The following is a 26,253-nucleotide window of genomic DNA, read 5'->3' as shown; positions in this document are numbered from 1 at the left end:
CGTCAGCTCTTGTCGCCGAGCGCGCGTTGCAGCTCGCTCTTGTTCATGTCCGAACGCCCCTTGACGCCCCGTCGCCTGGCCTCCTCGTAGAGCTGGTCGTACGTGGGCCCCTGGGAGCCCTTGCCGGAGCGTCGACCGCCCCGCTTGCCGGACGACATGTCCCGGGTGGAGGTGCGGCTGGCGGTCTCGGACTCTCCGGACCGGGCGCGTTCCTTGTTGACCGTCCGGGCGGCGATCTCCTTCGCGCGTCCGGCGCTCTCGCCCCGTTCCCGCGCACTCTCCTTGATGTGCTCGTACTGGCGCTCCCGCTTGGGGCTGGAACCGCGTGGCATGGGCGCTCACTCCTTTCGCGTTCGCACCCACCGCGTACCCCGGAAGCGGCTCAGTTCTCCAGGCGTGCCACGCGCCCCTTCTCGCCGGCGGCCCAGCAGCCGAGGTCGGGCGTGCAGTCCACGGTGTCGTACGAGCCCGTGTCGAGGGTGCGCCAGGTCCGCCCGGCGTCGGTGGTCAGGTCGGTGCCGGTGGGTCCTACGGCCAGGGCGGCGGAGCGGCTGTGCGGAAGCCAGGCGACACCGGAGCGGTAGGCGGGCGGCGGTGTGACGGCCGGCCGCCAGGTACGGCCCGCGTCGCCGGTCGTGGCGGCCGCCCTCGGGGAGGGCTGGTCGGCGCGGTAGTCGCCGCCGACGGCGAGGCCGTGGGTGCGGTCGCGGAAGGCGACGGCGAAGACCCCGCGCGCGGGGTCCCCCGCGGGGATCGGGGTGTCGGCGGCCGTCCACGTCAGTCCGCGGTCGGCGGAGTGCAGCACGCGCGCGCGTGCGGCCCCGCCGGTGGCCAGCCAGACGTCCTTCGTCCCGGAGGCGACCAGGCACTGGCCACTGGCCGCGAAGCCCGCCTCGCCGTCCAGGGCGGCCGGCATGCCGTCGTTGGGCAGCACCTTCCAGGAGCGGCCGCCGTCGCCGGTCGACAGGATGCGGAACTTTCCGTCCACCGGGTCGCTCATGGCGAGGCCGTGGCGGCGGTCGAAGAAGGTCAGGCAGTCGTAGAAGGCGCGGGCGTCGGTGTTGCGGAAGGACTCCGTCCAGGTGGTCCCGCCGTCCTCGGTGCGGTACACCCGCGACGCCTCGCCCTCGCCGATGGCGAGCACCACCGCGCGGCGCGCGTCGAACGCCTCGACGTCCCGGAACTGGAGGTCGGCGGCACCGGGCGGCGAGACGTTTCGCCAGCTCTCGCCGCCGTCGGTGGTGCGCAGGACGGTGCCCTCGGTGCCGGACACCCAGGCGGTGTGCCGGTCGACCGCCGCGAGGCCCCGCAGCCGTACGGAGGCCGTGCCGGTGTCCTTGAGGTCCCAGTGCGGCGCCGCGGGCCCCGGTGTGTGCGCCTGGGCGGGCAGGGCGGTCAGGAGGGCCAGTGCCGCCCCGCAGGCCGCCGCCACCACCCGGCCGCTCCCCCGTGCCGTACGAACCGTGCGTCGCGTCTTCCCCAAGCGCCTCATGGCGGGCGAAGCTAGCCCACGGCTTTCGGGGCGTCCAGATGCCCTCGATCGCCTCAACCGCCGCACGGGACACGGGAGGAGAGGTGAGTCACTCGTGTGCATGAAAGACGGTGACCGAGGTCACTCGGAAAGGGTGTGCACGGATCGGCCGGTTCCGGCGTCTCTTCCAGTGTCCGGACGCACCGCCCGGAAGATCGTCCCGCCGTCACGAGGGAGCAAGGCGTTGTCCACCGTCATAGAGCAGTCCGTAGAGGCACGTCTGGTCGCCGCCGCGCCCCGGATGCAGACCATCCCCGCCACCCTGTCCTACGACCGGCAGGACCCCTTCGCCGTCCGCATGACCTTCCCGGCTCCGGCCACCCTGGAGGGCGTCGAGGTCTGCTGGACCTTCGCCCGTGACCTGCTCTCCGCGGGGATGCACGACGCCGAGGGCCACGGCGACGTCCGGGTGCGGCCCTACGGGTACGGCCGCACCGTGCTGGAGTTCCACGCGCCCGAGGGCACCGCCGTCGTGCACGTCCACACGTCGGAGATCCGTGACTTCCTGCAGGCCACCAGCGAGCTGGTGCCCGCCGGCACGGAGTACCGGCAGCTCGACCTCGACCACGACCTGGCGGAGCTGATGCGCGACGCCTGTTAATGCGTTGACAGCCCTTCCGGGCCCTCCTACCGTTGAGAACGGTTCTGTTGCCGTCGACAGGAGAAGGACGTTGCTCGTCTGAGGTCATGAGACACCGCGCCACACCTGAGGAGTGTGTGCGCCGCGTGCGACCTCGGCCTTCGAGCCGTCCCTGCGGAGCAGGACCTTCTGCATGTCTCCGCGTTCCCCCGCTGCCGCGGGTGGTCGCCGCTTTCCGGTGTCTCGACACGTGTCGCCCTGACCGCACACGCACCCACGAGGCCCGCTTTGACTCACTCCGTCACCTGTACCTCCCTCGCCTTCTCCTGGCCGGACGGCACCCCCGTCTTCGACACGCTCGACATCGCCTTCGGCCCCGGCCGGACCGGACTCGTCGGCGTCAACGGCTCCGGCAAGTCGACCCTGCTGAAGCTGATCGCCGGGGAGCTCTCCCCCTCCGACGGCACGGTGCGCCGCGCCGGCGAGGTCGGACACCTTCCGCAGAACGTCACCCTGGACACCACGCTCAAGGTCGACGCGGCGCTCGGCATCGCCCAGCAGCGGGCCGCGCTGCACGCCATCGAGGCCGGTGACGCCTCCGAGCGGCACTTCGAGACCCTCGGCGACGACTGGGACGTCGAGGAGCGCGCGCTGGCCACCCTCGGCGAACTCGGGCTCGGCCACATCGACCTCGACCGCACCATCGGCGAGGTGTCGGGCGGCGAGTCGGTCCTGCTGCGGCTGGCCGCGCTGCTGCTGCGCCGGCCGGACGTCCTGCTGCTGGACGAGCCGACCAACAACCTCGACCTGTACGCCCGGCGGCGGCTGTACGCGGCGGTCGCCTCCTGGCCGGGCGTACTGGTCGTGGTCAGCCACGACCGCGAGCTGCTCGACCTCGTCGACCAGATCGCCGACCTGCGCGCCGGCGGGGTCACCTGGTACGGCGGCAACTTCTCCGCCTACGAGGAGGCCCTGGCCACCGAGCAGGAGGCCGCCGAGCGCATGGTGCGCGTCGCGGAGGCCGACCTGAAGAAGCAGAAGCGCGAACTGGTCGACGCCCAGGTCACGCTGGCCCGCCGCAAGCGGTACGGGCAGAGGATGTCCGACCAGAAGCGCGAACCGAAGATCGTGATGGGGGCGCGCAAGCGCGCGGCGCAGGAGTCGGCGGGCAAGTACCGGATCATGCACGAGGAGAAGCTCGCCAAGGCCAGGGAGCGGCTCGACGACGCGGTGGAGGCCGTACGCGACGACGACGAGATCCGCGTCGAACTGCCGTACACGGCCGTGCCGCCGGGGCGCGAGGTCCTGCTGCTCCAGGACCTACGGCTCGCGTACGGCGCGCGCGTGGACGGCGGTCTCGACCTGCGCGGTCCGGAGCGGGTCGCACTGGTCGGGCGCAACGGCGCGGGCAAGACGACGCTGCTGCGCACCATCGCCGGGGAGCTGGCGCCGCAGTCGGGCGAGGCGCACGCGCACGTGCCGCTGCGTTTCCTGCCCCAGCGCCTCGACATCCTCGACGGCGAGCTCACGGTCGCCGAGAACGTGGCCCGGTTCGCGCCGGGCGCCACCAACAACCGGGTCCGGGCCCGGCTGGCCCGCTTCCTGTTCCGGGGCGCCCGCGCCGATCAGAAGGCGGCCACGCTGTCCGGCGGGGAACGCTTCAGGGCGAGCCTGGCGGCGCTGATGCTGGCCGAGCCGGCGCCCCAGCTGCTCATGCTGGACGAGCCGACCAACAACCTGGACATGGCGAGCGTGCGCCAGCTCACCACGGCCCTGGAGTCCTACGAGGGAGCGCTGATCGTGGCAAGCCACGACCTGCCGTTCCTGGAGTCCGTCGGCATCACCCGCTGGCTGCTGCTGGACGGGGAGCTGCGGGAGACGACGGCGGCGGAGGTGGCGGATCCGGCCTAGCCGGACGTCCTCGCATGGTCTCAGGAGGGGCACATTGTTACTGCGGGGTTTTGTCCTGGTGGCCCCGCCCTGCATGATGACTGACCGGCGCCGCGTCCGAGGCGCCGGTCTGTGCCACCCGATTCGGAGACCTGGACGTGCCCAGCAAGAAGGCCCTCATCCGCCGCCCCAGCCCGCGCCTCGCCGAAGGCCTGGTGACGCACGTCGAGCGGGAGAAGGTCGACGTGGAGCTCGCCCTGGAGCAGTGGGAGGCGTACGCCGAGGCCCTGCGGGCGCACGGCTGGGAGACCGTCGAGGTCGACCCGGCCGACGACTGCCCGGACTCCGTGTTCGTCGAGGACACGGTGGTGATGTACCGGAACGTCGCCCTGATCGCGCGCTCCGGCGCCGAGTCCCGGCGCGACGAGACCCTCGGGGTCGAGGAGGCCGTGGCCCGCCTGGGCTGCTCGGTGAACTGGATCTGGGAGCCGGGCACGCTGGACGGCGGTGACGTGCTCAAGGTCGGCGACACGATCTACGTCGGCCGGGGCGGCCGCACCAACGCGGCCGGCGTCCAGCAGGTGCGCGCCGCCTTCGAGCCGCTGGGCGCGCGGGTCGTGGCCGTACCGGTGAGCAAGGTGCTGCACCTGAAGTCGGCGGTCACGGCGCTGCCCGACGGCACGGTGATCGGCCACATCCCCAAGGTGGACCGGCCGTCGCTGTTCCCGCGCTTCCTGTCGGTGCCCGAGGAGGCCGGCTCGCACGTGGTGCTGCTCGGCGGCCCGCACGTGCTCATCTCGGCCGCCGCGCCGAAGACGGCGGACCTGCTCGCCGATCTCGGTCACGAGCCCGTCGTCGTCGACATCGGCGAGTTCGAGAAACTCGAGGGATGTGTGACATGCCTCTCGGTGCGGCTGCGTGAGCTGTACGCCTGAGCGGGTGATCCCGTCATCCATTCAGCCCTGGGACCTGCGGTTCCCGGGGCTGTTTGACATGCCCCGATTTACTTGACGCAACACGGCTGATCAGCGATCTTTACGCCGTTCTTAACCTACGGTTTCGTAACCTACGGATACGTAGCCTACGATTCCGTAAGTTCCGGCCTCGCTCGCCGGAGTGTTCCACTCCGCTTCACGTCCCCCTGGAGTTCTCGTGACGATCACCTCCCCTCACCTCGGTAGCCCCGCCGTCTGGACCGACGCCAAGCTGCTGCACGCGCTGGAGGAAGTGGTCGAGACGGAACTCAACCGGCACCTGAAGGTCACCAAGGACTGGATGCCCCACGAGTACGTGCCGTGGAGCGACGGCCGTAACTTCCCCGGCTTCTTCGAGGACGGCGAGGCCTGGGAGAAGGGGCAGTCCAAGGTCACCGAGATCGGCCGGATCGCGCTCGTCGTGAACCTGCTCACCGAGGACAACCTGCCCAGCTACCACCACGAGATCGCCTCGCTCTTCGGCCGCGACGGCGCCTGGGGCACCTGGGTGCACCGCTGGACGGCCGAGGAGGGCCGGCACGGCATCGTGATGCGCGACTACCTGCTCGCCTCGCGCGCGGTGGACCCGGACAAGCTGGAGCAGTTCCGCATGTCCCACATGAGCGAGGGCTTCGAGTCCGACAACCGGCACTCGATGCTGCACTCGGTCGCCTACGTCGCCTTCCAGGAGCTGGCGACCCGCGTCTCCCACCGCAACACCGGCCACCAGTCCGGGGACCCTGTCTGCGACCGCATGCTGGCGCGCATCGCGACCGACGAGAACCTGCACATGGTCTTCTACCGCAACCTGCTGAAGGCCGCCTTCGAGCTGGCCCCCGACCTGACCATGCAGGCCGTGCGCGACGTCCTCGTCAACTTCCGCATGCCCGGTCACGGCATGCCCGGCTTCGAGCGGTTCGCGGCGCAGATGGCGATCGGCGAGGTGTACAACCTGCGCATCCACCACGACGACGTCATCCAGCCCGTGCTGCGCTTCCTGAAGGTCATGGAGGTCGACGGTCTCGGCCCCGAGGGCCAGAAGGCGCAGGAGGAGATCGGCCTGTACATGGGCGGCCTCGACTCGGAGGCGTCCAAGTTCGACGAGAAGCTGGCGGCGCGCAAGGCGCGGATGGCGGCGCGCGCGGCCGGCTGACCGCCCCCACCCATCGCTTCGACGGCTCGCACGGGGATCCGATTTCCCGGTGCGGGCCGTTCGCGACCTGCGGCATCATGCCGCCATGGGTGACAGTGACACGGTCCAGCAGGCGGTCGGCTTCCTGCTCGGGCTGACCGACGAGGACACCGCCGACCGGATCCGCGCGCGGATCGGTCTGCCCCCGGCCGCCACGGAGAACGCGGCCACGATCCAGCGCAGGCTGAACCGCGCCTGGACCCGGCCCACCGCGCCCGCCTCGGTGGTGCTCTGGGTCCTGGAGCAGGACGACCCCGCGCTGAACGCCGTCGTGTGGCGCTTCGTCGGCAACGACCTCGGTCTGCGCCGGGCCCTCGCCCGCGGGGTGCCGTTCGGCCCCGGGCGCACGAAGCCCCTGCCGGTGCGCTCGATCCACGAGCGGCAGGAACCCGACATCCCCGAGAGCTACGTCCGGCACGGCCTCGTCGGCGCCCTGCGCAGGGCGAACTCGATGCCCTCCGCGCGCGCGGCCGCCTCCATGGTGCTGACCCGCGGCGACTGGGAGACGGTCGGCGCGGCCCACGACGAGCTTGCGCTGCCCGGTTACCCGCGCTGGGCGCTGTCGGTGCGCCCGGACTGCCCGCCCGCGCTGCGCGCCCGGTTCGGGTCGCACCCCAAGTTCACGCACCGGCTGCGACAGGCGGGCGTACTCGACGGCCCGGCCCGGTACGCGACCGCCCACGGTCCGGCCTCCCGGGTCCTGGAGGTGCTCTCCCTGGGCCATGTCATGTTCCCGGCCCGGGTCCGCGACGCCGAGGAGGCCCTGCGCCCGCTCGTACGGGAGCACCTGGGCGGACGCGAGGAGGCCTGGGCGGTGCTGGCGCAGCTCATCGGCACGTTCCACGGGACGGCGCCGGAGCTGGTCGTGACGGCGGGCGCCATCGCCTGAGGCACCGGGTGCGAGGGGGGCGGGGCGGCTGGATTCGAACCAGCGTGATCCGGTTTTGGAGACCGGTGCGGCTGCCTCTGCGCTACGACCCCGCCCTTGCCCCAGAGCGTAATGCCTTGGCCCGTTGTCGGTGGGGCCTGGTACCAATGAGTCACTGGGGGAAGCACGGCGAAAAGGGCACGGGGGCTCGACATGGCGTACGGGGAGCGGGGGCGGCGGCGTCCGCCCGTGGTCGACCTGGCCGACCGCAGGGCACTGGAGGCGTACCGCCCGGCGGACCCCGAGGTGGTCGCCCGGGCCCGGCGGCTGAAGGAGGCCGCGCTGCTGGACTTCGGGCTGACCGAGTCGGCGGTGGCGTCCTGGCTGTACACCAAGTGCCATCACCAGATCCCGACGACGGCGGTGGACACGGCGGCCGTGGTCGCCTCCGGCGACGGCACCTGCCTGCTGCTGTACAACCCGGACTTTTTCGTCGGACTGGGCCTGGACGGCGTCAAGTTCGTCCTGTTCCACGAGGCCCGGCACCTCGTGCACCGGCATCTGCTCGCCGAGCCGGAGCTGCGCGAGGATCCGGTGTTCGAGCTGGCCGCCGAGGTGTCCATCAACCATGTGGCACTGGTGCGGCTGGGCCGCGAGGGGCTGCCCCTGCTGAACGGCCGCCCGACCGGCGTCGACCCGCGCCGGGTCCACGACCTGTACGTCGAGGACCTGACGGCACACGGGCTGGAGCCGGTGCCGTACGAGACGTTCACGCGGACCGACACGCGCGTCTACGGCGAGCTGAAGCGCATGCGGCACCCGCCCGTGCCCGAGGAGCGGCTGTGCGTGCACCTGGCGCCCGGCGCGGTACCCGCCGACCAGGAGACCGTCGACGCGGTGACGTCCTCCGCCCTGCTCAACTCGCTGCTGGCGGCCCGGCGCGGGCACGCGGGCGCCGAGCGGGAGCTGCTCGACCTCATGGGCCGCACGGAGGGCGACTCGGCGCGGGCCGCCCGGCTGTGGGGCAGGCTGGGCGCCGGCACGCTGCGCGGCGCGACGACGCGCACGCGCACGGTCGACTGGTGGCAGCGCTGGCTCGTCGACGTGCTCGGCTCGAGGCTGCGTGACGGCGAGCGGCTGGTCTACCCCAAGAAGCGGGGCGCCCTGCTCGCCGCCCTCGGCCAGGACCCCGTGCTGGCGCGGCGCGGGCCGGTCCGCGACAAGGTCCTGGTGATCGCCTACGACACCTCCGGGTCGATGCCGCGGCACGTCGTCCAGTGGCTCACCGAGCTGGTGGGGCGGATCGACGGCGTCGAGACGCACTGGCTCTCGTTCGACGCCGTGGTCATGCCCTTCCGGCCCGGCGAGAGGGTGTACGGAGGCGGCGGCACGAGCTTCCAGGCGGTCGCCGACTACGTGGAGGGACGCACGGAGGTGAACGGGCGCCGTTTCGACGAGCGGCCGGACGCGGTCGTCGTCCTCACCGACGGCTACGCGCCGCCGATCACGCCGGCCGAGCCGGACCGCTGGATCTGGCTGATCACCGAGGGGGGCCACGAGTGGCCTGAGACGCACACACCCGCGATGGACTGCCATCGCGTCACCACAGGATCGCGGTGGACGAGCGGATGAGCACGCGGACGCAGCACACGCACGACACCGGCGACCGGCCGGCCCCCGGCGAGGTCTCCCGCCTCGAAGGCTTCATCGACGCGATGATCGACCTCGGGCAGACCGGCCAGGTCTTCGGCGAGCACGGCATCGGCAAGACGGCGACGTTCTTCTCGCACGTCGCCCGCGCCCACCCGGGCACCGAGCTGGTGTACGTGCCGGCGGCGAACCTCACACCGGACGACCTGCTCGTCAACGCGCCGGTACGTGATCCGCGCTCCGGCGAACTGGTGCTGCGCCAGCTGGTGATGAGCCAGCTGAAGCCGGGCCGGCCGTTCGTGCTGCTCATCGACGACTCGTTGCAGGCGGGCGACACCATCCAGTCGCAGCTGATGCAGATCGCCTGCGACTGGACGCTCGGCGAGCACGACCTGCGTGCCCTCGGCTGCGTCGGCGTCTTCCTCACGGACAACGAGTCGCAGGCGGAGACGTCGGCCCGGCGCGGCGACCTGGCGCTGCTGGACCGGATGGTCACGATGCGGATCTCGGCGAACGACACGTCGTGGCGTCGGCACCTCGCCGTCAAGTACCGCCCGTGGGACCTGCGTCCGGTGTTCGCCGTGTGGGCCTCGCTCTCCCCCGCCCTGCGCGAGCTGCTGTCCCCGCGCACGCTCGACCATGTCCTGGCCAACGCCCGAGAGGGGTTCCCGCTGCGCTGGGGCCTGCCGCTGATCGACGGCGAGCGGCTCCGGCTGGCCGAGCCCGGCCCGGACGGCCGGCCCGGCCAGAACCGTACGGCCGAGATCCTCGACCGGCTCGCGCAGGCGCTCGGCGTGGCCAACCCTGCCACGGTCGCCGACCCCGTACGACAGGTGGTGCGCGCGGCCCTGCGCAACCGCTGGACGGTGCTGCTCCAGGGGCCGCCCGGGTGCGGCAAGACGGAACTGGTGCGGGAGACGGTCCGCGCGGGGCTGGGGCGGGACGCCCTGTACTTCTCGCTGCCGGTGACCAACGTCGAGGACCTCTGCGCGCCCGTGCCGTCGCCGGACGGCACGCTGGACAACCTGCTCGCGGCGAAGTTCACCGGCCCCGAGCCCAAGGCGATCGTGTGGGACGAGTACAACCGGCCCAAGGACAAGGCCGCGTTCGCCAAGCTGATGGAGATCACCCAGGAGTGGTCGCTGGCGGGGAAGCGCATCGAGAACCTGCGGGCCCAGATAGCCGTGCAGAATCCGCCGTACCACCTGGGCCGCAAGTTGCTGGTGTCCCGCAACAACATCGCGCAGGCGACCCGCTTCACGGCTTCCCTGGAAGTGGCGCCCGAGGACATCCCGGCCAACGAGTGGCTGCTGGCACGGTACGGGGCGGACGCCGAGACGGTGCTGGAGTGGTGGAAGCACGACATCGACGAGGAGGGCCGCGCCTGGATCACCAAGCGCACCCTGGAGCGGCTGATCAAGCTGCACCGGCGCGGGCTGCCGCTGGAGATGGCCACGGTCTACCTCGGCGACGGCGAGTACGCGCCGGTGCCGCTGACCGCCCTGATCGACCGTCTGAAGGGCCGCCCCGTGACGGGCCTGCGCGAGTTGGCGCGTGACGCGGACGCGTGGGAGGCCCGGCTGCGCCGCGCCGCCGCCCGCTCCGACGAGGGCGGCGACGACAGCGACGTCGTCCACCAGATCCTCGCCAACGCCGAGTTGTCCCAACTGCGCAGGCATCACACCGTGGTGGCCCGGCTGGTCACGCATCTGCCGGCCAAGCTGCGGGCGACGTACCTGGTGGGCGCTTCGGAGCAGCAGCAGAAGTTCTGGGTGGGGGTGTTCACGGGGATGCGCCGCTGAACGGGCGGGTCGGCCGGGGCCCGGCGGCCGGGCCTCAGTCCGCCGCGGGTGCCTGCGGCGCCGCCGTGCGGTGCACGCTGCGTACGGCCGCCACGTCGGACGGGAGGACCGGGGGCGGAACGTGGGCGCTGAGGGCCGCCAGGCGGCGTTTGACGGTGGCGGCGACGCCCTGGCCCAGGACGAAGCGGGTGGCGGTGGCCGCGCGGGGCGCGTGGTCGAGGATGCGGTGGGCCTCGCGGCTGCGCAGGCCCGTGTGGCGCAGGACGAGGTGCGACAGGCGGTGCTCGCCGGTCGCCAGCGTCCGCCCGACGCTCTCGGCGGCCGCCAGGTCCAGCCGGTTGTCCGCCGCGCCGAGCACGGCCGCCGCCCGGACCCGGCCGAGGTCCAGCAGGGTGACGCCGGCGACGGTGGCCGCGCCGACCAGCCGGGCGGCGGCGGAGGGGCCGATGCCGTTGCTGGCCACCGACAGCCTGGTGAGCCGTCCGTACGGCGCCCGCTCGAGGGCGTCGGCGAGCCGGAGCGCGCCCGCGTCGCCCAACCGGGCGGCGGACACGTACAGTTCGTCGATCGCCCCGGCGGCGACGACCGCCGCGAGCGCCTGCGCGCCCGCCTCCCCCAGTGGGTTGCCGCCGACGAACAGCCGCTCGACTCGCCGTCCGTTGCCCGCGGCGGCCAGCAGCGCGTCGGCGAGTACGGTGACGCCGGCCGCGTCGAGTCCGGTCTGCACGAGGTCGAGCGTGCGCAACGTCCGCGCTGAATCGACGAGTTCGGCCGCCGCCCGGCCACCACCACGCCCCAGCGGGTTGCGTTTGAGCCACACCCCCGTGACCACCTGCGGCGAGGCGCGCAACTGGTCGGCGATACGGCAGGCGCCGCCCGCGGTGATGCCGTTGCATCCGAGGTAGAGCGTCTCGACCGGCGCGCTCGTACCGGCCACGGTGGCGGCGCCGTCGTCCCCGAGGGCGTCGGTGCCGAGGAGCAGATGCCGTACGGGCGAGGGTCCGTCGGCCAGGGCCTCGGCGACCAGGGCCGCACCCTCGGCCCCCAGACCCTGCTTGCACAGGTCGAGCCGGCCGTCGGGCAGCGCGGTGCCCGCGGCGAAGTCCAGCCGCTCGCCCGCCGGACGCCCGGCCCGCAGCCAGTCGAGCAGCGGGGCGAGATCGGCGAGGGGGCGCGGCACGACGTGCGGCACTCCGGCGAAACGGACCGCCCCCGGCACCGACCGGGACTCCAGCACCGGCACCGAACCCGACTCCGACCCGGACTCCAGCACCAGCTCCGACCCCGACTCCGACCCCGCCTCCGACCCGGACTCCAGCACCGGCACCGGCACCGGCACCGGCACCGGCACCGACCCTGGCTCCGGCTCGGCACGCGGCCCCGCCGCGTTCTCCTCGCTCACCACTGCGCCTCCCGGTAGTCCTTGAGGAACACGCCCGACACCGGGTGGCCGGCCTCGCCGCGCACGATCGGGTCGTACACGCGGGCGGCGCCGTCCACGATGTCCAGCGGGGTACGGAAGCCCGCGCCCGCCATCCGGGCCTTCTTCGGCGCCGGGTTCTCGTCGGTGATCCAGCCGGTGTCGACGGCGCACATGTGCACACCCTGCTCGGCGAGGGCGGCCGCGCTGGTGCGGGTGAGCATGTTGAGGGCGGCCTTGGCCATGTTGGTGTGCGGATGCCCGGGCATCTTGTTGCGCACCGCGAACCGGCCCTCGACGGCCGTCACGTTGACCACGTACCGGCGCGGATGCGGCGAGGCCAGCAGCAGCGGCAGCAGCCGGTCGCAGAGCAGCGCGGGCGCGAGGGCGTTGACGAGCTGGGTCTCCAGCACCTCGGCCGGGTCGAGCGCGCCGAGCCGGGCCGACCAGGAGTTCTCCGGGGAGGGATCGGGCAGCAGTCCGGCCTCGTCGGCCTCCCGCAGGGCCGCGGGCAGCGCGGAGACCGAGCCGCCGAGGCCCTCCAGCATCCGCATCGGGGTGAACCCGGGCGCCCGGCGCGTCCCCTCGGGCAGCCCGTCACGCTCTCCGGCGGCCAGCAGGGCGTAGGACTCGGGCGGACGACGCACGGTCTGCGCCGCGTTGTTGACGAGGATGTCGAGCGGTTCGCCCTCCCGGCGCAGTTCCTCGCACAGGCCCAGTACCTGGCGCGGGTCGCGCAGATCGACGGCGACGACGGTCAGCCGGTCCAGCCACTGCGCGCTGCCGGGCTCGGCGCGGAACCGGCGGACGGTGTCGTGCGGGAACCGGGAGGTGACGACCGTCCGCGCGCCGTCCCGCAGCATCATCAGCGCCAGCTGGAAGCCGATCTTCACCCGGCCGCCGGTGAGCAGGACACGGCGCCCGCTCAGGTCGGTGCTCAGCGAACGGCGGGCCGCGTTGTCCGCGGCACAGGCGGGGCAGAGCCGGTGGTAGAAGGTGTCGACCTCTCGATAGGCCGACTTGCAGACATAGCAGGTGCGCGGCCGGTGGAAACGCCCTCCTCGTCCGGCGGCCGGCAGGGGCGCGTCCTCGCGCCGGTCCAGGGCTCCGGTCGCGGTCGCCGCCATCGCCGCCGCGTCGGCGGCCACCACCTCGGCGCTGCGCTCCTTGCGCCGCCGCAGCCGTCCGTCACGTGCGAAGGACGCGGCGACCTGCTCGGCCCGCAGCCGTACGGGATCGTCGACGGGCAGCGCGCGCAGCCTGCCCACGACGTCGTGGAAGGCGGCCAGCTCCGCCTCGGTGACCTCCGGGCCGAACGCCGCCCCTCCGCTGTCCTCGCCCATCGGCCGCCGTCCCGCCCCGTCCCCGCCCCGTGCTCGTCGTACCGTGGTCCCGACCGGATTCGAACCGGCGTATCCACCCTGAGAAGGTGGCGAGTCTGCCTCTGCTCTACGGGACCGCGCGCGCATCCGGACGACCGGATGCGAACCGGCGTGCCGCGCCCGCGCGTTGTGCCTGCGCCTCGGCGCCACGTCCGGACACGCCCCCCGGATCCTAACCGCACCCCCGCGACGCGGTCACTCGGATTCGGGGTCGCCGCGACCGCGCGGTTCAGCGTGCCGTGCGCCTCAGGCTCAGGCGCTCCTTCTCGGACATGCCGCCCCAGACGCCGAAGCGCTCGTCGTTGTCCAGGGCGTACTCGAGGCAGGCGGAACGCATCTCGCACATGCCGCAGATGCGCTTGGCCTCCCGCACCGAGCTGCCGGGTTCGGGGAAGAAGAACTCCGCCCCGGTCTGTGCGCACAGCGCCTCGCGCTGCCAGCCGAGGTCGGGTGTCGGAATCGTGTCGGTGTACATGGCCAGGATCGTGCCCGGCGGCGAAAAACGTTCGATCAACGCCGGATATACGCGGCTCCCCGAGGCCCCCGGCCGCCCGATGATGCTCCTGCCGCCCACCCGTGCGCACGGCGGCGCGCGGCGCACCCGGCACACTCTCGAAACGCTGAGCGAAGGCTCGACGCCCACGCGTGACGCCTCGCGACCATTCATCGCCTTCCGTATCCGGGCGGTGAGGCCGCGCCGGTGGGCGTGCTCCGGCAGCGATTGTCAGTCGGCGGTGCGAGACTCGGCAGTGCAGAGAACGGGACCCCTTCGAGGAGGGCACGATGCTCACCACCCGTTTCGTCGACGGCGCTCCCAACTGGATCGATGTCGGCACGTCCGACATCGACGGCGCCACCTCCTTCTACGGTGCTCTCTTCGACTGGCGGTTCCGGTCGGCGGGACCCGACGCCGGTGGTTACGGCTTCTTCCAGCTGGACGGGAAGACCGTGGCGGGCGGCATGCAGACCGTACCCGGGCAGGGCCCGCCCTCGTGGACGGTCTACTTCCGGACACCGGACGCGCAGGCCACGGCGCAGGCCGCCGAGCAGAAGCACGGCACGGTCCTCTCCGCGCCGATGGACGTGATGGGCCAGGGCACGATGGCGGTCCTCGCCGACCAGGCGGGCGTTCCGTTCGGCCTCTGGCAGCCGGGACAGACCGTGGGCGTGGACGTGGCGAACGAACCCGGCGCGCTGTGCTGGGTCGAGCTGTACACGCCGGACATCGCCGCGGCGGCCGCCTTCTACAACGCGACGCTGGGCCTGGAGACCTCGGCCGCCCCCTTCCCCGGCGGCACGTACACCTGCGTCAACCCGGCCGGCGCCGGGGAGGAGGCGATGTTCGGCGGGATCGTGCCGCTGGCCGACGACCCCACGGAGGCCGAGACCGGCGCGTACTGGCTGCCGTATTTCGAGGTCGCCGACGCAGACCGGGTCGTGGCCGAGGCGGAGGAGCTGGGCGGCAGGGTGCGGATGCCCGCCACGGACGTCGAGGGCGTCGGCCGCATCGCCAAGCTCGCCGATCCCTACGGGGCACGCTTCGCCGTGATCAAGAGCGTGCCGCAGGAGATGTGAGGCGTTCGGGCGCAACGGCGAGGCGCCGGTGCCGATCGTTGCGCCCCGCACACCCGCCGACTGCGGCACGGGAGAGCACGGGAAGCGTCCGGACCAGGCAGGGCAGGGCCGGGTGGAGCCGGGCCGGGTGGAGCCGGGTGGAGCCGGGCCGGGCCGGGTGGAGCCGGGTGGAGCCGGGTGGAGCCGGGCAGGACAGGAGCGGAACAGGCCGGATGCGAGCGGGGCTGCGGCGGCCCCGGTCAGGCCGAGGCTCGGCGCACGAGGGTGGTCGGCAGGACCACACCGCCCGGTGCCTCCTCGGCGACGCGCCGGTCGAGACGGCGCAGCAGCAGACGGGCCATGATCCGGCCCATCTCCTCGATGTCCTGACGGACCGTCGTCAGCGGCGGGTCGCTCTGTTCGGCGACGGGCAGCATGTCGTCGAAGCCGACCACGGCGACGTCCTCGGGCACCCGCCGCCCGCGGTCGCGCAGCACGCGCAGGGCGCCCGAGGCGGCGAGGTCGTTGGCGGCGAACACGGCGTCCAGGTCGGGGCACCGGTCGAGGAGTTCCCGCATGGCCCGCTCGGCGCCGCCGGGGGTGAAGTCGCTCTCGACGACGAGCCGCGGGTCGTCCTCGCCCACGACCTCCCGGTATCCGTCGAGCCGGTCGGCCGCGGAGGTCTGGTCGAGGGGGCCGGTGATGTGCGCGATGCGGGTGCGGCCGAGCCCGGCCAGCAGGCGTACCGCCTCGCGGGCGCCGCCGCGGTTGTCGCTGTCGACGTAGACCACGTCCCGTGTGCCGTCGCTCCAGCCGGGACGGCCGCCGAACACGGTCGGGACGCCGGCGCCCTGGATCAGCCCGGGGAGCGGGTCGTCGAGGTGCAGCGAGAAGACCAGAGCACCGTCCACGTGGCCGCCGGCGAGGTAGCGGGCGACCCGGGTGTGGTCGTCGCGGCCCTCGGTGAGCAGCAGCACCAACTGGTTGTCGTGGGCCGTCAGTTCCTTGCTGATGCCGCGGAGCTGGAGCGCGAAGAAGGGGTCGGCGAAGACCCGGGTCTCCGGTTCGGCGATGACCACGGCGATCGCGTCGTGGCGCTTCGTCACCAGGCTGCGCGCCGCCTGGTTGGGGACGTACCCGAGCTCCTCCACGGCCCGCCGGACCCGCTCGACGAGCGGCTCGCGGACGCCGTCGCCGCCGTTGACGACGCGCGACACGGTCGCCCGGGAGACGCCGGCCCGCGCGGCCACGGCCTCCAGCGTGGGACGCGACGCTGTCTCGGTCACTTCGGGGCTCCTCCTGGCCGGCTGCGGCTCAGGATAACTCCGGGGGACGGTCGAGGTGAGAGCGCTCTCCGGCCTCCGCCCCTCAGTGCTCGTGCGCGACGCCGGTCCCGTCCCGCTCGTCCGGCTCGTGCGACTCGTGCGACTCGTGCGACTCGTGCGGCCCATGCGGTTCGTATCCCGGGATCGTGCCGTCGGGCTTCTTCACCAGGAAGAGTCCGACCATCCCCATGTCGGAGTGGCTCTGCACATGGCAGTGGTACATCCACGCGCCGGCGCCGACCCCCTCCCCCGCGACGACCTGGAAGCCGAAGGAGTCGGCCGGGCCCACGATCTTGTTGTCGACGACCTGGCTGGGGTCCTCGGGACCGGTGAGCAGGCCGGTGCGGTTGTCGGCCCAGCGATGACCGTGCATGTGGAAGGTGTGGTAGTACTCGCCGTGCGTGATCATCACGAACTCGACCCGATCGCCAACCGTCGCCTCGAAGTCGGGGCCCGAGTGGGCGGGTCTGTTGTTGATCGTCATGTCGTTGAAGACGATCGTGTGGGTGGCGTCGGGCAGGATGTCGCCCTTGCGCCGGACGATCACCGGTCCGTACAGGCCCTTGCGGATGCCGCCCGTACCGTGTTCCGTTCCCACGACGTGGTCGTGGTAGTGCCAGTAGCCCGCGCTGCCCGCCCGCCAGGTGCCGTCGGCGCGGCGACCGGGGGCATGGGTGCGCCACGTGTAGGTGCGCGTGCCGCCGGGCTCGATGTCGCTCCGGTTCAACTTCGTTCCGTCGCTGGAGATTTCGTAGTCCAGGCCGTGGACGTGCAGGCTCGCCGCCACGTCCAGGGTGTTCTCCACCTCGATGTGCAGGGTGTCGCCCTCGTTGAGTTCGATCAGCGGCCCGGGGACGGTCGCCTTCCCCTTCTCGAAGCCGTAGCCGAGTTGCCCGTCGGCGAGTTTCTCCGCGTACAGCTTGAGGTGTCTGACCGCTCCCCCCGCCGGGGCGGCCTTCGCCGGTCCGTCGGCGCTCACCGCCCTCGGCCCCAAGGACAACGATGTCGCGGCGGCGGCGCCGCCCAGCAGCACCCGGCGGTTGAACCCGCGTCTGTCCATGCCGAACTCCCCACCCTGGTACGGAATTTGCGACGATGAAGAAGACGAGCCTGTGATGAACCTGTGAGACGGTACCGGTCGTTCCGCCGTTTCTCCACACCCTGGACAAAGTTCATGCCATTGCGGTCATAGGTATTGGCGAGTCATGCAAACGGGGTCTACGTTCCGTGGCGCTGTCGCTGTGACCGAGGAGGTGCCCATGCACTTACGAGGGTTGACTACGAGAAGACGAATCCGGGTGACCGCCGTGGCGTGCGCAACGCTCGTCGCCGGCCTGCTCTCCGCGCCGGCCGCGGACGCGCGCCCAGCCCCCGAACCACCCCTGACAACGATGTCCATCAAGTCGCCACCGGGCGGCCCGAACGTACGGGTGCTGATCTTCCACGGGTCTGCCGCGGCCGGGGACGAGTCACCGGTCGTCAACGCCGGTATCGAGGCCATCGAGCGGATCGGCCTGTCCGGGCCCGCGGACCAGCGCTTCGAGGTCGAGGCCACGGACGACGCCTCGGTCTTCACCAGCGAGACACGGCTGGGCGGTTACAACGCGGTCGTGTTCCTGACCGGGGGCGGTGACGTCCTCGACCCGGAACAGGAAGCGGGCCTGGAGGCCTACATGGAGGCCGGCGGCGGTTTCGTCGGCGTCCACGACGCGGCCCGCGCGGAACCGTACTCGGACTGGTTCACCGGCCTGATCGGCGCCCGTCCCGCCGCGTCGAGCCCGACGGCCGTACAACGGGCCACCGTCGAGGTCGGCGACCGGCGGCATCCGGCCACCGGAGCGCTGCCCCTGGAGTGGAAGCGGCCTGACCTGTGGCCGAACTGGGTGAAGAACCCGTCCGGCGAGGTGCACACCGTCGCCCGGGTGCGCGAGTCGACCTACCGGCCGGGCACGAGCGCCAACGGCGCCGACCACCCCGTGAGTTGGTGCCGCGACTACGACGGCGGCCGCTCCTTCTACACCGGCATGGGCGGCACCGTCTCGTCGTACGACGAGTCGGACTTCCGTACGCATCTGCGCGGCGCCCTGCTCTGGACGTCCCGGCTGGTGCAGGCCGACTGCAAGGCCACCATCACCGGGAACTACAAGGCCGAGCGGCTGACCCCGGCCAACCAGCCCGGCCAGAACGACCAGATCGGCGAGCCGCACGGCCTGGTCACCGCGCCCGACGGCCGGGTCCTCTACATCGGGCGGGGCGGCGCCGACTCCTCCCGGCCGGTGATCACCGACTGGAACAACCCGGACGTGGGCAAGGGCAAGGGACAGATCCACGTCTACGACCCGGCGACCAAGAAGGTCACCCTGGCCGGGGAACTGACGGTCTTCGGCAACAAGGGCGGCGGCGACGAGCTCGTCAAGGTCGAGGAAGGCCTCCTCGGTATCGAGCTCGACCCGCGCTTCGAGCAGAACGGCTGGGTGTACCTGCACTACACGCCCCACTCGGGCGTCAACCGCGACACCCGGATGGCCGAGCGGCGGGTCTCCCGCTTCACACTCGACCCCGCCACGAACCGGCTCGACCTCGGCAGCGAGAAGGTGCTGCTCAAGTGGCCGGTTCAGGTGCACAGTTGCTGTCACGCCGGGGGCGGGCTGGCCTGGGACTCGAAGGGCAACCTGTACATCGCCACCGGTGACAACAACTCCAGCGGTTTCAGCGGGGGTTACTCCGGAAACAACCCGCAGCCGAACTTCAAGGGCGTCTCCTTCGCCGACGCGCGCCGTACGGCCGGAAACACCCACAACCTCAACGGCAAGATCCTGCGCATCCACCCGGAGCCCGACGGCACGTACACGCTTCCGGCGGGGAACCTGTTCACGGGCCGTGAGACCGACGAGGGCGGCGGCAAGACCCGCGGCGAGATCTATGTGATGGGCGTACGCAACCCCGCGCGCATCTTCGTCGACCGCACCACCGACATCCTCTACGCGGGCTGGGTCGGCCCGGACGCGGGCGAGCCCTCACCCGTCTGGGGACCGGCGAAGTACGACACGTTCGCCGTCATCACCCAGGCGGGCAACCGGGGTTGGCCGTACTGCATGGGCAACAAGCAGCCCTACCGGGACCGCAACCTGCCGGATCCGTCGCAGCCGCTGGGCTGGTACGACTGCGACCACCCGAAGAACGAGTCGCCGAACAACGACGGCCTGGTCAACCTGCCGCCGGTCACCGGCAACAACATCTGGTACTCGCCCCAGGGCGGCGCACCGGACTACCCGCGCGACGCGGGCGGCATCCCCTCCTACCGGCAGGACCAGGCGACGTACCGGCTGCCGTGGCTCAAGGGCGGCGGGCAGGCGGCGATGAACGGTCCGGTCTACCGGTACGACGCCGCCGCCGCGAGCGCGGCCAAGTGGCCCGCGTACTGGGACGGCAAGTGGTTCGTCGGCGACTTCTACGACGCCGATCAGCCGCGCAACGCGGTGGTCATGGATCCGAGGACGCAAGGGTCGGGCGGGCTGCCGGTCCACTCGGAGTCACTGAAGAAGATCGTGCCGGTCGGCAATGACGGCATCAAGAACCTGATGGACTGGAAGTTCGGTCCGGACGGCGTCCTCTACGTCCTCGACTACGGCCGGGGATTCTTCACCTCGGACGCCAAGTCGGCGCTGTGGAAGGTCACTTACAAAGGCGGCGGCCCGACGCCGACCGCCGACCGGCTGGCGAGGGGGGCGCAGTGACACGGAGGACACGACAGACACGGCAACGAAGAATCTGGACTGCGCTGTTGGCCGCCGTGCTGATGACGCTCGGGCTTCAGGCGGCGCCCACCGCGGCGCGGTCCGGGCCGGCAGCCGCCGCCCAGGTGCTCACCTGGACCGCCGGCGACGACATCACCCGGTACGGTTCGGCGCCGGCGACGGCGGTGGCCGGTCCGGCGACGATCGTCTTCGAGAACAGCGCGGCGACCGGCAACACCATGGGCATGCCGCACACGTTGACGTTCGCGACCAGCGACCCCGAGTTCAACGACGACGTCACGCTGAACATCCTGGCCAACCCGAACGACGACACGGGCGGCCGGCACACCGCCGAGGTCACCCTGACCCCGGGGCGCTACTTCTACCACTGCACCATCCCCGGCCACGGTCAGATGCAGGGCATCCTCGTGGTGACCGAGGGCGGGGGCGAGGACACGACACCGCCCGAGACGGCAGCACAGGTCACCGGCACACAGAACGCGCAGGGCGAGTACGTCGGCTCGGCGAGTGTCGCGATCGGGGCGACCGACGACGGCGGGTCCGGGGTCGACGGTATCCAGTATGCGGTCGGCACTGCGGGTGACTGGATCCCGTACACCGCACCGGTCGTCGTCGACCAGGTCGGCAACCACCAGATCCGCTACCGGGCGTTCGACAAGGCCGGCAACGTCTCCGCGGAGAAGACCGTCGCGTTCACGGTCGTCGCCCCGCCCTCCGACGACACGACACCCCCGGACACCTCCGGGACGGTGAGCGGCGAGCGGAACCCCGACGGCACGTACATCGACATGGCGACGGTCACCGTGTCGGCCTCCGACACCGGATCCGGCGTCAACACGATCGAGTACGCCGTCGGCTCCGGAGCCTGGCAGCCCTACACCGCGCCCGTGATGGTGCACCAGGTCGGCACCCACACCGTGCGGTACCGGGCCACCGACAAGGCGGGCAACGCGGCCGCCGAGAAGAGCGTCCGGTTCACCGTGGTCGCGCCGACCCCGCAGGACACCACACCACCGGTGACCGGCGTGACCGTCGACGGCACGAAGAACTCCGGCGGTGCCTACGTCGGCAATGCCAGGGTGACCGTGAGCGCGACGGACGAACACGGGTCGGGTGTCGACCGGATCGAGTATTCACTCGACGGTGGACCGTATATCGCATACACCATCCCGGTGGTGGTCGACCGTGCGGGCCCGCACACCCTCGCCTACCGCGCCACCGACAAGGCGGGCAACACCTCCACCGCACGCACGGTGACCTTCACGGTGGTGTCGAGCCAGGTCCCGGCCCCCAACTGCCCTGAATACGACGAGCGGTTGACGGTGATCGTCGGCACGGTCGACTCGGGGGTGCCGAACCGGCTGACCGACAAGCGCTGCCGGATCAACGAGTTGATCGAGGACGAGAAGGAGTGGACGTCCCACGCGCTGTTCCTCAAGCACGTGAAGACGGTCCTCGACGCGCTGTTCGCCGAGGGGGTCGTGGACCAGCGCGAGTACGACGCCGTGCAGGAGGCCGCCGTCCGCTCCGGGATCGGCAGGCCCGGCCAGACCGAGGGCTACCGCACGATCCTCGACGGCAGCGCGGGCTCGTTCGCGAAGTGGCAGCAGGTGGGCGGCGGATCGTTCGCGCAGAACGGCGACGGATCGATCACCAGCGGGACCTCCCGCGAGGGCCTGGGCATGCTGTGGTTCCCCGAGCGCAAATACGGCGACTTCTCGCTGAAGCTCCAGTGGCGCGACGACGCTCCGGGCACGGGCAACGCCAACTCCGGTGTGTTCGTGCGCTTCCCGTGGGTCCATGACCACGCCGAGGAGCCGCGACCGGAGTGGGTCGCCATCAAGTACGGGCACGAGGTGCAGGTACTGGACCGGCCGGACGGGGACATGTACAAGACCGGTTCGGTGTACGGCTTCGACCGGGTGGGACTCGCGGGCGCGGGCGTCACCCAGAAGGGGACCTGGAACGACTACGAGATCAGGGTGGTCGACCAGCACTACTCGGTCTACCGCAACGGTGTGCTGATCAACGAGTTCGACAACACCGGCGGCCAGGAGTTCTCCCCACCGCGCGCGGACGACCCGGGCACGGACGGACGGCGCTTCGCCTCCGGTTACGTCGGACTCCAGGTGCACGGCACGACGGACGTCGTCTCGTACCGGGACATCCGCATCAAGGAGTTGTGACAGCAGCAGTCCGGCCGGCGCCGGACAGTCTCGCTGGGTGTATTGATCACGAGCGTTGTCGACACTCGGTGCTCGGAGGCCAGCCACCGATCAGCCGAGTCAACAACCCCGCGGGTCAATACAGCTAGGACGCCCCGGGCCCGCCCGGGGCGTCCTCGTGCCGGGCCCGGCTCGGCTGCACCCGCTTCGGCTCTCCGGGCATCTTCGGATACTCCGGCGGATACGGCAGGTCGCCCAGACCGTGGTCGTGTTCGTCGCGACGGGCGAGTTCGAGCAGGGCCTCCAGGGAGAACGCGTGATCGTCCATGTCGGCGTGCACATCGCCGAGTTCGGCGTACCGGGCCGGCATGGTCCCGAGGTCGAAGTCGGCGGGGTGGGCGTCGCCGACCTCATCCCAGCGCAGCGGCGCCGAGACGGGCGCGTGCGGACGGGGACGTACGGAGTAGGCCGAGGCGATGGTGCGGTCGCGAGCGGTCTGGTTGTAGTCGAGGAAGATGCGCTCACCCCGCTCCTCCTTCCACCACTTGATCGTCACCCGCTCCGGCAGCCGGCGTTCCATCTCCCGGCCGACGGCGATGGCGGCGCGCCTGACCTGGGTGAAGGTCCAGCGGGGCTCGATCGGCACGAAGACGTGCAGACCACGGCCGCCGGAGGTCTTGGGCCACCCGCGCAGACCACCGAACTCCTCCAGGACGGCGCGTAGTTCGTGTGCGGCGTGGACCGCGTCGTCGTAGTCGGTGCCGGGCTGCGGGTCGAGGTCGATGCGCAGTTCGTCGGGGCGGTCCACATCGTCACGGCGCACGGGCCAGGGGTGGAAGGTGAGGGTGCCGTACTGGGCGGCCCACAGGACGGCCGCCTCCTCGGTCGGGCACATCTCGTCGGCGCTGCGTCCGCTGGGGAAGGTGATGTGGGCGGTCGGGATCCAGTCGGGCATGTTCTTCGGCGCCCGCTTCTGGAAGAAGGACTCGCCTCCCACGCCGTCCGGGTACCGCTCCAAGGTGGTGGGGCGGTTACGCAACGCGCGCAGGATGCCGGGCGCGACCGCCTGGTAGTAGCGCGCGAGGTCCAGCTTGGTGAAGCCGCGCTCCGGGAAGAAGACCTTGTCGGGGCTGGACAGCCGTACCGTCCGGCCGGCCACTTCCAGTTCCACCGCATCGCCCATGCGAGCCACGGTAGACACACCGCCGACAGCTCGCATCAGCTCGCGGCGGGCCGTACGCCGGACGGTCCGCACACCGGGCGGTCCCCGTGATCCGCGCGCAGAATCGGAGCATGGATCTGCCGGTGATGCCGCCCGTGAAGCCGATGCTCGCCAAGTCGGTGGCGGCGATTCCGCCGGGCATGCAGTACGAGGCGAAGTGGGACGGTTTCCGGGCGATCGTGTTCCGAGACGGTGCCGAGATCGAACTGGGCAGCCGCACCGGAAAGCCGCTGACCAGGTATTTTCCGGAACTGGTGGAGGCGTTGCGGGAACGGTTGCCGCAGCGATGTGTGCTGGACGGGGAGATCGTGATCGCCCGGGAGGGGCGACTCGACTTCGACGCCCTCACGGAGCGCATCCACCCGGCGGATTCCAGGGTGCGCACCCTGGCCGAACGGACCCCGGCGTCGTTCGTCGCCTTCGACCTGCTCGCGCTCGCCGACCGGTCGCTCCTGGACGTGCCGCTGAGCGACCGGCGTGAGCTGCTGGCCGGGGCGCTCGCCGGGGTGACGGCACCCGTGCACCTGGCGCCGGCGACGACCGACGCCGAGGTGGCAAGGCAGTGGTTCGAGGAGTACGAGGGGGCGGGCCTGGACGGGGTGATCGCCAAGCCGCTCACCCTGCGCTACCGCCAGGACGAGCGCGCCATGTTCAAGGTCAAGCACGAGCGCACCGCGGATGTCGTCGTCGCCGGATACCGCCTCCACAAGAGCGGACCGGTGGTCGGCTCGCTGCTGCTGGGACTGTACGACGACCGGGGCGTCCTCCAGCATGTCGGCGTGTCGGCCGCCTTCCCCATGAAACGCCGGGCGGAGCTGATCGAGGAGCTGGAGCCGCTGCGCATGGAGGACGCGGCGGGCCATCCGTGGGCGGCCTGGTCGCAGGAGTCCGCCCACGAGACGGCACGGCTGCCTGGCGCGCCGAGCCGCTGGTCGGGCAAGAAGGACCTGTCCTGGGTGCCGTTGCGGCCCGAACGGGTGGTCGAGGTGGCGTACGACCACATGGAGAACGGGGCGCGGTTCCGGCACACCGCCCGCTTCCGCCGCTGGCGCCCCGACCGCACCCCGGACGGCTGCACATACGCGCAACTCGAGGAACCGGTGCGCTACGACCTGGCGGAGATCCTCGGGGCGCCGCCCGCGACGTGATCCACAAGCGGCGACGGGATCCACGAGCGGTTGTGCCTCCGTGAAAGATCGAGTGGGCGCCACAAGCGGTTTCGGGTGCAGCACCTGATACTCAACCGCTATCAGGCGCCACCTGATCCACAACCGGTTTCAGGTGCGACCTGATCCACAACCGGTTTCCGGCACAGAGCTTGTTCCACAATCGGTTTCAGTCTGCACGGCAACCTCGTCCGCGGGACCGGTTGCGCTCCCACCGGTGATCCGCAACCGCTCCGCAACCGCCTTCACAACGCCACGGCGTCACGGCGTCTTGGCGTCTTGGCGTCCCGGCGTCTTGGCGTCTTGGCGTCTTTGCGTCACAACGTCACGGCGTCACGGCGTCACGGCGTCATGAGGACCTTCACCGCGCCGTCCTGCTTGTGCTGGAACATCTCGTACGCGTGCGGGGCGTCCGACAACGGCACGCGGTGGGTGGCGAAGTCGTCGACGCCGAGCGGGTCCTCCTCGGTGAGGTACGGCAGGATCTCGTCGCACCACCGACGCACGTTGGCCTGTCCCATGCGGATCTGGAGCTGCTTGTCGAACATGGTGAGCAGCGGCAGCGGGTCTGCCATGCCGCCGTAGACACCGACGAGGGAGAGGGTGCCGCCGCGGCGCACCAGCTCGATGGCGGTGTGCAGGGCGGCGAGCCGGTCGACGCTGAAGCGTTCCGCGAGCGGGCCGCTCAGTTTCCGCGGCAGCATGGCGGCGGCGTTCTGGACCATACGGGCGGCCGCGCTGCCGTGCGCCTCGGTGCCGACGGCGTCGATCACGGCGTCCGGGCCACGGCCGTCGGTCTCGTCGCGGATCGCGGCGATGAGCTCCTTCTCGGTGTCGAAGCTGCGGAGGTCGTACGTCTCCACGCCCCGCGCACGGGCCCGGCGCAGCCGGTCGCCGACCAGGTCCACGCCGAACACCCGGCCCGCGCCCCGCACCCTGGCGACACGGCAGGCCATGTCGCCGATGGGGCCGAGGCCGAGTACCGCGACGCTGCCGCCCTCGGGGATGTCCGCGTAGGCGACGGCCTGCCACGCGGTGGGCAGTACGTCGGAGAGGTACACGAAGCGGTCGTCGGGCGGTCCCTCGGGCACCTTGATGGGGCCGAACTGGGCCTGCGGCACCCGCAGATACTCCGCCTGGGCGCCGGGCACCGCCCCGTACAGACGGGTGTAGCCGAAGAGGGCGGCGCCCATGCCCTCGCCGGTGACCTGGGTGGTCTCGCACTGGGTGGGCAACGCGTTCAGGCACATCCAGCAGTTGCCGCAGGCGATCTGGAAGGGCACCACGACCCGGTCGCCGGCCTTGAGGTCGGGCACCGCGGCGCCGACCTCCTCGACGATGCCCATGGGCTCGTGGCCGAGGATGTCGCCCGGGGTCATGAACGGGGTGAGCACCTCGTACAGGTGCAGGTCGGAGCCGCACAGGCCGGTGGACGTGATGCGGATGACAGCGTCCGTCGGTTCCTGGATCGTCGGGTCGGGCACGGTGTCCACCCGTACGTCGCGCTTGCCCTGCCAGGTCACTGCCTTCATCGCGCCGCGCTCCCTTCGCCGACCGGTCCGTCCCGGCTGGTCCGGGGGCACCGGGTCCTGGCTGCGGCCCGGGTACCCGACCGTCCGGCCCCGAACCACGACGCCCGCAGCCCCGTGTCCCTCTCTACGCCGCAGCCCCGCAGCCCCGCAGCGACCCAGCCCGCCGCCCGCCGCCCGCCGCCCGCCGCCCCCCGCCCGCCGCCACGCATAGCCACTCTCGAACGGATGAGCGCTCAAGCAAG

General features: G+C 71.7%; 20 protein-coding genes and 2 tRNA genes. 11 read left to right on the top strand and 11 right to left on the bottom strand.

The window, feature by feature from the left end:
• Nucleotides 1-2 precede the first annotated feature (2 nt).
• Together QQM72_RS05745 and QQM72_RS05740 are read right to left on the bottom strand one after the other, a co-directional pair.
• Nucleotides 3-332, bottom strand: coding sequence for a plasmid stabilization protein (locus tag QQM72_RS05745; protein WP_314219677.1), 330 nt, complete (start codon nt 330-332; stop codon nt 3-5).
• A 50-nt stretch (nt 333-382) separates the two neighbouring features.
• Entirely contained in the window at nt 383-1,492 is a 1,110-nt protein-coding gene (locus QQM72_RS05740) for a WD40/YVTN/BNR-like repeat-containing protein (protein WP_314219676.1), read from the bottom strand.
• Between the two features lie 223 nt (nt 1,493-1,715).
• Here QQM72_RS05740 and QQM72_RS05735 point away from each other — a divergent pair, with 223 nt between their 5' ends.
• The 5 genes from QQM72_RS05735 to QQM72_RS05715 all read left to right on the top strand — a co-directional run bounded on the left by QQM72_RS05735 (nt 1,716) and on the right by QQM72_RS05715 (nt 7,056).
• Entirely contained in the window at nt 1,716-2,132 is a 417-nt protein-coding gene (locus QQM72_RS05735; RefSeq protein WP_314219675.1) for a spore wall synthesis regulator SsgD, read from the top strand.
• A 267-nt stretch (nt 2,133-2,399) separates the two neighbouring features.
• Complete coding sequence (locus QQM72_RS05730) at nt 2,400-4,022, top strand: ABC-F family ATP-binding cassette domain-containing protein (protein WP_314219674.1); 1,623 nt, start codon at nt 2,400-2,402, stop codon at nt 4,020-4,022.
• Nucleotides 4,023-4,159: 137 nt separating this feature from the next.
• The gene (gene ddaH, locus QQM72_RS05725) at nt 4,160-4,936 is read left to right on the top strand and encodes a dimethylargininase (protein ID WP_142267082.1); all 777 of its coding nucleotides are present in this window, start codon (nt 4,160-4,162) and stop codon (nt 4,934-4,936) included.
• A 217-nt stretch (nt 4,937-5,153) separates the two neighbouring features.
• Nucleotides 5,154-6,128: an acyl-ACP desaturase gene (locus QQM72_RS05720; RefSeq protein WP_020129430.1), complete on the top strand. Its 975-nt coding sequence runs from the start codon at nt 5,154-5,156 to the stop codon at nt 6,126-6,128.
• Between the two features lie 85 nt (nt 6,129-6,213).
• Entirely contained in the window at nt 6,214-7,056 is an 843-nt protein-coding gene (locus QQM72_RS05715; protein WP_314219673.1) for a hypothetical protein, read from the top strand.
• Nucleotides 7,057-7,074: 18 nt separating this feature from the next.
• Here the strand turns inward: QQM72_RS05715 and QQM72_RS05710 are convergent.
• A tRNA-Trp gene (locus tag QQM72_RS05710) sits at nt 7,075-7,150 on the bottom strand.
• 98 nt (nt 7,151-7,248) lie between these two features.
• Here QQM72_RS05710 and QQM72_RS05705 point away from each other — a divergent pair.
• Nucleotides 7,249-8,667 carry a vWA domain-containing protein gene (locus tag QQM72_RS05705; RefSeq protein ID WP_314219672.1) on the top strand — a complete coding sequence of 473 codons (1,419 nt, stop codon included), beginning with the start codon at nt 7,249-7,251 and terminating at the stop codon, nt 8,665-8,667.
• Nucleotides 8,664-10,487, top strand: coding sequence for an ATP-binding protein (locus tag QQM72_RS05700; protein ID WP_314219671.1), 1,824 nt, complete (start codon nt 8,664-8,666; stop codon nt 10,485-10,487). Before QQM72_RS05705 ends, QQM72_RS05700 begins: the two co-directional genes overlap by 4 nt.
• Nucleotides 10,488-10,521: 34 nt before the next feature.
• On the opposite strand, the gene QQM72_RS05695 is transcribed toward QQM72_RS05700, so the two are convergent.
• From QQM72_RS05695 to QQM72_RS05680, 4 genes are all read right to left on the bottom strand, one after another.
• Nucleotides 10,522-11,889 carry a leucine-rich repeat domain-containing protein gene (locus tag QQM72_RS05695; protein ID WP_314219670.1) on the bottom strand — a complete coding sequence of 456 codons (1,368 nt, stop codon included), beginning with the start codon at nt 11,887-11,889 and terminating at the stop codon, nt 10,522-10,524.
• The gene (locus QQM72_RS05690) at nt 11,886-13,250 is read right to left on the bottom strand and encodes an SDR family oxidoreductase (protein WP_314219669.1); all 1,365 of its coding nucleotides are present in this window, start codon (nt 13,248-13,250) and stop codon (nt 11,886-11,888) included. Before QQM72_RS05690 ends, QQM72_RS05695 begins: the two co-directional genes overlap by 4 nt.
• 44 nt (nt 13,251-13,294) lie before the next feature.
• A tRNA-Glu gene (locus QQM72_RS05685) sits at nt 13,295-13,366 on the bottom strand.
• 152 nt (nt 13,367-13,518) lie between these two features.
• The gene (locus QQM72_RS05680; protein WP_199875776.1) at nt 13,519-13,764 is read right to left on the bottom strand and encodes a WhiB family transcriptional regulator; all 246 of its coding nucleotides are present in this window, start codon (nt 13,762-13,764) and stop codon (nt 13,519-13,521) included.
• A 308-nt stretch (nt 13,765-14,072) separates the two neighbouring features.
• Between QQM72_RS05680 and QQM72_RS05675 the strand changes: the two genes are divergently transcribed.
• Entirely contained in the window at nt 14,073-14,864 is a 792-nt protein-coding gene (locus tag QQM72_RS05675; RefSeq protein WP_314219668.1) for a VOC family protein, read from the top strand.
• Between the two features lie 239 nt (nt 14,865-15,103).
• Here the strand turns inward: QQM72_RS05675 and QQM72_RS05670 are convergent, their stop codons facing one another.
• Both QQM72_RS05670 and QQM72_RS05665 read right to left on the bottom strand, forming a co-directional pair.
• Complete coding sequence (locus QQM72_RS05670) at nt 15,104-16,129, bottom strand: LacI family DNA-binding transcriptional regulator (RefSeq protein ID WP_314219667.1); 1,026 nt, start codon at nt 16,127-16,129, stop codon at nt 15,104-15,106.
• 82 nt (nt 16,130-16,211) lie between these two features.
• A complete protein-coding gene (locus QQM72_RS05665; protein ID WP_314219666.1) occupies nt 16,212-17,228 on the bottom strand; it encodes a multicopper oxidase domain-containing protein in 1,017 nt (338 codons plus the stop codon).
• Between the two features lie 199 nt (nt 17,229-17,427).
• Here QQM72_RS05665 and QQM72_RS05660 point away from each other — a divergent pair, with 199 nt between their 5' ends.
• Together QQM72_RS05660 and QQM72_RS05655 are read left to right on the top strand one after the other, a co-directional pair.
• Nucleotides 17,428-19,905 (top strand): ThuA domain-containing protein, encoded by a 2,478-nt coding sequence (locus tag QQM72_RS05660; RefSeq protein ID WP_314219665.1) that lies wholly within the window; start codon nt 17,428-17,430, stop codon nt 19,903-19,905.
• A gap of 62 nt (nt 19,906-19,967) precedes the next feature.
• Nucleotides 19,968-22,112, top strand: a complete 2,145-nt coding sequence (locus tag QQM72_RS05655) for an OmpL47-type beta-barrel domain-containing protein (protein WP_314220128.1) — start codon at nt 19,968-19,970, stop codon at nt 22,110-22,112.
• A gap of 124 nt (nt 22,113-22,236) precedes the next feature.
• On the opposite strand, the gene ligD is transcribed toward QQM72_RS05655, so the two are convergent.
• Entirely contained in the window at nt 22,237-23,274 is a 1,038-nt protein-coding gene (gene ligD, locus QQM72_RS05650; protein WP_314219664.1) for a non-homologous end-joining DNA ligase, read from the bottom strand.
• Nucleotides 23,275-23,384: 110 nt separating this feature from the next.
• Between ligD and QQM72_RS05645 the strand changes: the two genes are divergently transcribed.
• Nucleotides 23,385-24,461 (top strand): ATP-dependent DNA ligase, encoded by a 1,077-nt coding sequence (locus QQM72_RS05645; protein ID WP_314219663.1) that lies wholly within the window; start codon nt 23,385-23,387, stop codon nt 24,459-24,461.
• Between the two features lie 359 nt (nt 24,462-24,820).
• On the opposite strand, the gene QQM72_RS05640 is transcribed toward QQM72_RS05645, so the two are convergent.
• Nucleotides 24,821-26,011 (bottom strand): zinc-dependent alcohol dehydrogenase, encoded by a 1,191-nt coding sequence (locus tag QQM72_RS05640; RefSeq protein ID WP_314219662.1) that lies wholly within the window; start codon nt 26,009-26,011, stop codon nt 24,821-24,823.
• Nucleotides 26,012-26,253: the final 242 nt, after the last annotated feature.

It is taken from the genome of Streptomyces zaehneri (assembly GCF_032248645.1).
GTDB classification, from domain to species: domain Bacteria; phylum Actinomycetota; class Actinomycetes; order Streptomycetales; family Streptomycetaceae; genus Streptomyces; species Streptomyces coriariae.
Note: the sequence above shows the minus strand (reverse complement) of the source record. Positions and strands in the feature narration are given on the sequence as shown.